This is a genomic window from Methanomicrobium sp. (assembly GCF_055145805.1).
In genome coordinates this window covers 1-7,405 of the sequence record NZ_JBSREC010000075.1, presented here as the reverse complement: position 1 = coordinate 7,405, position 7,405 = coordinate 1, and the positions used below count along the sequence as shown (strand labels likewise).

Here is a 7,405-nt window from a genome sequence, read left to right as displayed (position 1 = left end):
GGAACATCTTTATCATCTATATATACAACAGCTTTGTTCTCACTTTGCATTTTAACTTCAACAAGACCATCTGTAAATCTGCCTATTTCTCTCTGAATCTCTCTTTCAACCAGTTTCAATGAAATATCCTCTTCAGGAATACTGACGGCCTGAATTTCCGGTGTTAAAACTTCTTCTTTATGAGGAAATTTAAAAATAATCAGTTCACCATCATAGCGGAATATTTCAGACTCAACTTCTCCGGTTTCACTGTTTACAACAGAGATAACTGGTCTTGATGAGACCTCATCATCGTCATCAGGCATACCTTCCGGAATCTTAAACTCAAACTTAATATCGTAAATCTTTGAGATATCCCCGTCTTTAACAAATATAATTGTATCAATTATCTGAGGAAGAACACCAAACTCAATTCTTCCCATAAATCTCAGAAGCGCATCATGAGCGTCGTTTGCATGAACCACACCTATCATACCTACTCCTGAAAGGCGCATATCTGAAAATACATTGAAGTCTGTTTTCTTCATCAGTTCATCAAAGATTACAAAATCAGGACGCATAAAAAGCATTATTTCCGCGGTATTCTCCATGCTGCCCTCAAGAGCAGAATACTGCGTTATATGATCAGGAATATGAATGTCACGCGGAGATTCCATTGTTTTTACTGAATAATCATTATCAGACAGGAATATTGCAATACTCTGTGCAAAAGTGGTTTTTCCTGTACAGGGAGTACCAGTTATAAGAATACCACTTCTGCTTTCAAGAAGCCTCTTTTTAACAATAGCTGATTTGTTGTACTCATCTATTGATCTGTCAACAACATGCCTTATTGCAGTAATTTCCATACCGTCAGAAAAAGGCCTTTTTGCTATTGATATTCTCATTGAGCCTATCTGAATAATTGTTATACCACGTTTTTCCAACTCGATATATCCATCAGGATCACGTTTGGCACGTTCAAGTATCTCCTGTGCAATATGCCTTAATTCATATTCAGACATTGGATCATCAGAAAGGAGCACATTTATGCTCTCTTTTAATATCCCTTTCTTTGCTACAGGTCTGGCGCGCTCTTTTAAAAATACTGAAATAGTATTTTCATCAAAATAGTTATCTATTTTAAGAGGCGAAAATTCACCAATCTGTGGCTTTAAATAAAGTACATCAAGACCTTTAGCCTTTGCAACCTCTGACTGAACAACATCACTTGTTATGAATTTTGCACCCTCATAATCCAGTGCAACTTTTCTTATAAGTGCATCTATCTCTCCACCGCTTGCAAGTTTCACCTGATCAAGACTTGGTCTTTCTCCGACATATTTTATCTCAATCACTCCTTCTTTTGCAAGTCTTGAGAGTTCCTGAAGCTCTGTAAGGCCGCTAAAACCAATTTCACGCCCCTGGTTTGCCTGTGCTTCAAGTTCTGCTATTACGGCCTCAGGAACAATTATTGTGGCCCCATTATATTCACCCGACTCCTGTATCATCGAGGTGATGCGTCCGTCTATGACGACGCTTGTATCAGGTATAAGTATCACTAAAAAACCTCCCTTTAAAATAATGTATTCAATACCTAATTAGCATATACCTTATCAGGATCAAAAATTTTGTCTCCAACCACTTCACCATCTATGGTTCTGTAAAAACAACTTTCATATCCGGTGTGGCATGCACCTCCGGTCTGGCGTACCTGATATATAAGCGTATCACAGTCACAGTCAATGAGAATCCTTACAATTTTCTGAACATGACCGCTTTCCTCACCTTTTTTCCACATTTTTTCCCTGCTTCGTGAAAAATAATGTGCATATCCGGTTTTTCTTGTTTTTTCAACTGCTTCCCTGTCTGCCCAGGCAACCATAAGAATTTTATTTGTACCGAATTCCTGTGTCACAACAGTAACAAGACCATTTTTATCAAAATTAATATTCATTTTAGATCACTCCCATAAATATGGCAAGTATTTGATAAATTATATCACCCACAAGAAGTGCAAATATAAATCCTGCAGTTATAGGAATGATAAAAGGGACACCAAAAGAGATCCAGATCTTCCCCGAACGGGCATAAAGATCCAATTCTTCTTTGTACTCCTCAGGATACTTTTTTAAATCCTGTGTATACATCCTGCGTTTTCCTGAAATCATTCTTTTAAGAGAAGCAGTAAATGAGATATACTTCCTTTTTATCCCACCCTCAGTTTCCTCAAAGTCCTCCATTATGAAACCAAAAGAATCAGTTATATTTTTTCCATCAACAGGGAACCCTACAAACATATAAAATAAAGGCGCCCTGTTTCCCTTAATAATATTATAAATAAAAATTCCAACAGGCGTCACAATATTCAAAATTAAAGTATTTATCATAACAGTAAGAGGAAAGAATGCTATTGCAGGATAACCCCACAAAGGTGCAAAAGGGTACAGCGGAACAAGTGCTGTTATAAAAATAAAACCCCAGGCATCCGCACCTCCAAAGAGATGAAGATATGCTGATGAAAAATAAAAAATTGCACAGAACATAACAACAAGGAAAATGTACCCGGATGCGATTCGCAAATCGCCCGACAATAAAATTGCATAAACCCATAATGCCATGGGAACTCCAACAACAAGCATTGGATACCAGGTTTTAAAAGGTACACGTCTTTCCTTCAAATCCAGTATAGAGGCATAAATTAGTGTTATTGCTATAGCAACCGAAGAAATCAGAAGTGGTTCAATCATGAATGATAAATGATTGTATGGGACTCTTTTTATGTGTGACGATGAATTTTGATAGGTTCCATTAAAATAGATATCTTCAAATGTAATGCATTTAATAAAAACATATTATCTAAATAATACTGATGGAATAATAATGAAAATTGTATTGCAAAAAAATGAAAAAAAATTTTAAAGTGTACAAGGGGAGAGAATTTAGCATTTATGCAGATGGCAGAGCTTTTTGAAAAAGCAATATCAAACTCAGAATATGTGGGGGATTTTGAATATGGTAAACTCTTCACCCATATTTCAGAGCACAAATATAATGCTTTTGCAACAATGGAAAATGACGGAAAAAGTATTATTCTGATATTTGTGACAGGTGAGGCTGAAGGTGCAGCACAAATTGATGAGCATGGAATGCTTTATGGAGATAAGGTTATATACAGCCTGGATAAATCAGGTATTTATAATCTATTCCTGACAGAAAAAAAAATTGTTGAATCTCTTGCTGCAAGAACAAGGATTTTTGACAAAAAATATCTGAAACAGGACAATTTTTCACTTTCACTGCATGATATTAAAAATTTCAGCACCCGCCCTGCAAAAATACGAATAATCGTTCTAAAAGATGAGAGTCCCGCTGTAGGATTAAAGGTAATTATGAAGAAAAATAACGTGCCTGTGAGTTATGAATACACATCCTCAGACGGAAGCGCGGGCTTTGTTCTTCAGGGCGGTGATTATCATTGTAATATCCTTGAAAAAGATAAAAGAGAACACATTTTTCGAATTAGGCTTGAAGGGAAAGAGTCTCAAATTACAATTAAAATCTAAACCAAAGGAGTATGATCAGGTTGAAGGATAATGAAGAAAGAAAAAAAGGATTTGGCAGTTTTTTTAAGAAAGAAAATAAGAAAAAATCAGATAATGACAGTAAAAAAGAATCCCTTTTCAACAGTGAAATAGGTGACACAGAAAGGATAACAAACTTTTTTTCACAGGACAATATGAACACCTCTCAACAGGATGATCTTTCAGAACTCATAAAAAAGCTTCAGATACAGAAAAATGGACTTGACATTCTTGATTTAAAGAAGGAAAAAAATAAAAAATCTGATGAATTATCCAAAGATCGAAAGGAAGATGATATTGGAAATGCAGGCTCAGAAAATATTATTCCCGGTGATATCACTGCAGAAAACAAAATCATTGGAAATTCTTTTGTGAAGGAAGAAAATAGTTCAGACACTTTAGAAATAGTATCTCAAAATGCTATAAATGAAAATCCAAAAGAATCATATCAGGAGAAAACTAGTTCAGAACTTGAAAAAATTCTTGGAAAATTAAAAGATCAGGAACCTCAACCAAAATTATCAAATAAACAGAATAATGAATTTTTATCAGAAGAAAAACCACAAATTACCGATTTTGAACCCCTGTCAAAACCCGAACAAAAAGATATTTTGGACATAGATAATGAAATTTTTAAAGATTTGGCAGAAGATGATTCAAAATTAGATGAAATTACCAAAGACCTGTCAGAAGAAACTGTTCCTGAAACAGCTGAAGAAACAGACAGGGAAATAACCTATGTAAAAAATGATATTATTGAAAAAAAATATGATCTCCTTTCAGAACAAAAAGAAACAATAATTAAAAAACCTGTCTCAGAACTTGAAACCATTCTTGGTAAAATTAAAAAAGCAGAGTCAGCAGAAATAAGAGAAACTTCTGAAAATATTAATGAAGAATCCGAAACATCAGGTAAAAAAGTTTTGGAGAAAACTCTGCCTGAAAAAGAGGAATTATCTACGCCTTTGGAAGAACAGATAAATAAAATCACAATGGGAAAAGAAGACGAGATTGAATATAGAACAAATATAAAAGAAGATGATTCTAAGAAGGAAGAAATAAAGGAATCAGCTGTTTCTGATAATCTTTCAGATGGAGATGAAATCCAAAAAATTAATTCAGAAGCAGAGGAGAAAAACGCACCTCCTAAAAAATATACTGTCAATAGAACAAAATGGTCACAGTCTGAACCGGAAGAAAATAACAAAATAAATCAGAAAGAAGATGAAAATATCAAAAACAGGACCATATCTTCAGCCATAAAGACAAAATGGTCACAGTCTGAACCGGAAGAAGATAACAAAATAAATCAGAAAGAAGATGAAAATATCAAAAACAGGACCATATCTTCAGCCAAGAAGACAAGATGGTCAGAAACAGATTCTGAAATATATGAGCAAAATCCAGGTCTAATCTCAGCTGAAAACATAGAATCAGGATATTCAGGGCTCATTATGCCCCGTGGAGCTACTTTTGAGATAGAGGAATTCACATTAAAATCCATACAAAAAGAGATTGAGCCCGGAGAAGATGACGAGACAATATCAAAGATAAATAAAATATACTCTGAATACTTCCCTCCGATAGATTTTGAAAAAATTAATGAAATAGACCTGTCAGATGCAAAGAAAAAGAAAAAATCCAAGCTATCTGATCTGTTTAAAGAAAGCAAAAGGGACAAATATGAATACAATCCTTCAATTCACGGGCCTGTTGTGGATCTGTCCTTCAAAAAAGTTGAAGGCGTTGAAGAAGTTGAATTATATCCTGTCAATGAACCATATGCATATGTAAGAATTGTATATGACAAAAATTCAAATGAATACATATATAATGTACTTGAACCGGTTTTAAGCAATGCTGAAAATAAACTTCTTTCTGAGATAGAACAACGCCTTTTTGAAACCCTTGATGTCAATACTAAGGATCTGACAAAAGAAAACGCAAAAGAGATCCTGAAAGATTCCGTAAATGATATCATTGGAGATTACGGACTTAAATTAGATCCCGTAGCAAAAGAAAAGATATTATATCAAATTAACAAGGAATTTTTGGGAGAAGGTCTTATTGACCCGATAATGCATGACAAATTTATTGAAGATATTTCATGCGACGGTCTGAACACACCCTTATTTGTATTTCACTCCAACTATGAATCCCTTCAGACAAACCTGTTTTACAATGACAATAAAGTGCTGGATTCATTTGTGACAAAACTTGCTCAAAGAGCAGGAAAATACATTTCAATTGCAGAGCCCATGCTTGATGCAACAATGTCTGACGGATCACGTATACAGATGACACTGGGAACTGAGGTTACAGCACACGGTTCAACATTTACTATTAGGAAATTCAAAGACGAACCAATAACACCTACTGACCTTACAGAATGGGGTACATTCTCACCCCTTTCAATCGCCTACATATGGCTTGCAGTCGAAGCCGGCAAATCCTGTATATTTGCTGGAGGAACAGCATCAGGAAAGACTACTTCCCTTAATGCAATATCTCTCTTCATTCCACCGCTGGCTAAAATAGTTACGCTTGAGGATACAAGGGAGTTAAAACTGCCACACCAAAACTGGATTCCAAGTATCACAAGAGAATCATTTGACAAGGATGGCAAAGGTTCAATTGATATGTATGAACTTCTCAGGGCAGCACTTCGTCAAAGACCCGAATATATTCTGGTAGGTGAAGTAAGAGGTGCTGAAGCACAGACACTTTTTCAGGCAATGAGTACAGGCCATGTGACATATGCAACAATGCATGCGGACTCAGTTGCAAGTGCAGTTCATCGTATCGAAAACCCTCCTCTAAATGTTCCAAGAAACATGCTAAGTTCACTTGATCTCATGAGTGTACAGGTTCAGGTCAGAATTGGAGGACAGAGAACCAGAAGAAATAAGCAGTTAATTGAGATACTTGACATTGATCCAAGAACCAGAGAACTCATCACAAATGAAGTCTTCAAATGGAATCAGGCAACAGACGAGATAAGATATTCAGGTAAATCATACATCCTTGAGGACATTATGGAATCACGCGGATGGGATGAGGCCAGAATGGTTGAGGAACTAAAACGCCGCCAGGAGATTCTTGAATGGATGAGACTTAAAAAACTTAGAAACTACAAAGACGTAGGAAAAGTCCTTATGTCCTACTTCCGTGACCCCGAGGCTGTGATAAAGCTTGTAAGAGATGGTTTATATGAATAGTTACGAACGCTTCTGCTTCAACATCCTTGGTGAAAGGATGAAAAAAAAGAGGGATGACTATAGTACACTGAGAAATGATATGATTAAAGCCAGAATGAAAATCTCATTCGAGGCTTACCTTTCAACGGCTTATATTAGCGCATTCCTTGTAGGAATTATGATGTCACTAATTATAGGCATGCTGACTTTTCTGCTAAAACTCCCTGAAAAAATAGTTTACAGAGGAAACCTCCCCGACATCTTCTTTGAATTAAGCCAATACAGCCTGATAATAGGAACAATAGTTGCTATTATCGTCTCAGTTATGATATTTGGAGGGATTACTTATGTCGGCTTTTTAATATACCCGAATATCCTTACAAGTGAGAGAAGAAGAAATATTGATTCAACACTCCCTTATGCAATAAATTACATAACAGCGATGTCAACAGCCGGAATTACACCGGCAGAGGTTTTCAGACTTCTTGGAGAGAGTGAAATTTATGGAGAAAGTGCTGTTGAGGCCAGATATGTTACAAGAGAAGTAGATATATTCGGTAAAGATCTGCTTGAGGCACTTTCTCCATAAATTTCACTCTCTCCAAGAAGTCTGAAAACCTCTGCCGGTGTAATTCCGGCTGTTGA

6 protein-coding genes and 1 pseudogene are annotated in these 7,405 nt (G+C 35.9%); 3 read left to right on the top strand and 4 right to left on the bottom strand.

The genetic code is table 11. The features are described from left to right. The 3 genes from ACTB1O_RS07025 to ACTB1O_RS07015 all read right to left on the bottom strand — a co-directional run. Window positions 1–1,541 (bottom strand): ATPase, T2SS/T4P/T4SS family (locus ACTB1O_RS07025; RefSeq protein ID WP_462994426.1); only part of this gene is annotated, 1,541 nt, incomplete at its 3' end. A 35-nt stretch (window positions 1,542–1,576) separates the two neighbouring features. After that, complete coding sequence (gene hisI, locus ACTB1O_RS07020; protein WP_462994425.1) at window positions 1,577–1,936, bottom strand: phosphoribosyl-AMP cyclohydrolase; 360 nt, start codon at window positions 1,934–1,936, stop codon at window positions 1,577–1,579. Window position 1,937: 1 nt separating this feature from the next. After that, window positions 1,938–2,729, bottom strand: coding sequence for an A24 family peptidase C-terminal domain-containing protein (locus tag ACTB1O_RS07015; protein WP_462994424.1), 792 nt, complete (start codon window positions 2,727–2,729; stop codon window positions 1,938–1,940). Between the two features lie 201 nt (window positions 2,730–2,930). Between ACTB1O_RS07015 and ACTB1O_RS07010 the strand changes: the two genes are divergently transcribed. The 3 genes from ACTB1O_RS07010 to ACTB1O_RS07000 are packed head-to-tail and all read left to right on the top strand — an operon-like array spanning window position 2,931 to window position 7,349. After that, a complete protein-coding gene (locus ACTB1O_RS07010) occupies window positions 2,931–3,545 on the top strand; it encodes a hypothetical protein (protein ID WP_462994423.1) in 615 nt (204 codons plus the stop codon). Between the two features lie 20 nt (window positions 3,546–3,565). Beyond that, a complete protein-coding gene (locus tag ACTB1O_RS07005) occupies window positions 3,566–6,781 on the top strand; it encodes a type II/IV secretion system ATPase subunit (RefSeq protein WP_462994422.1) in 3,216 nt (1,071 codons plus the stop codon). Then, window positions 6,774–7,349, top strand: a complete 576-nt coding sequence (locus ACTB1O_RS07000) for a hypothetical protein (protein ID WP_462994421.1) — start codon at window positions 6,774–6,776, stop codon at window positions 7,347–7,349. Before ACTB1O_RS07005 ends, ACTB1O_RS07000 begins: the two co-directional genes overlap by 8 nt. On the opposite strand, the pseudogene ACTB1O_RS06995 reads toward ACTB1O_RS07000, so the two are convergent. After that, window positions 7,334–7,405: pseudogene (locus tag ACTB1O_RS06995) on the bottom strand (type II secretion system F family protein); the annotation flags it as partial. The gene ACTB1O_RS07000 and the pseudogene ACTB1O_RS06995 sit on opposite strands and share 16 nt — an antisense overlap.

What these genes read in the sequence shown, in the direction of transcription:
- ACTB1O_RS07015 (WP_462994424.1), bottom strand. Translation starts at nt 2,729, where the DNA reads ATGATTGAACCACTTCTGATTTCTTCGGTTGCTATAGCAATAACACTA.
- ACTB1O_RS07000 (WP_462994421.1), top strand. Translation starts at nt 6,774, where the DNA reads ATGAATAGTTACGAACGCTTCTGCTTCAACATCCTTGGTGAAAGGATG.
- ACTB1O_RS07010 (WP_462994423.1), top strand. Translation starts at nt 2,931, where the DNA reads ATGCAGATGGCAGAGCTTTTTGAAAAAGCAATATCAAACTCAGAATAT.
- hisI (WP_462994425.1), bottom strand. Translation starts at nt 1,936, where the DNA reads ATGAATATTAATTTTGATAAAAATGGTCTTGTTACTGTTGTGACACAG.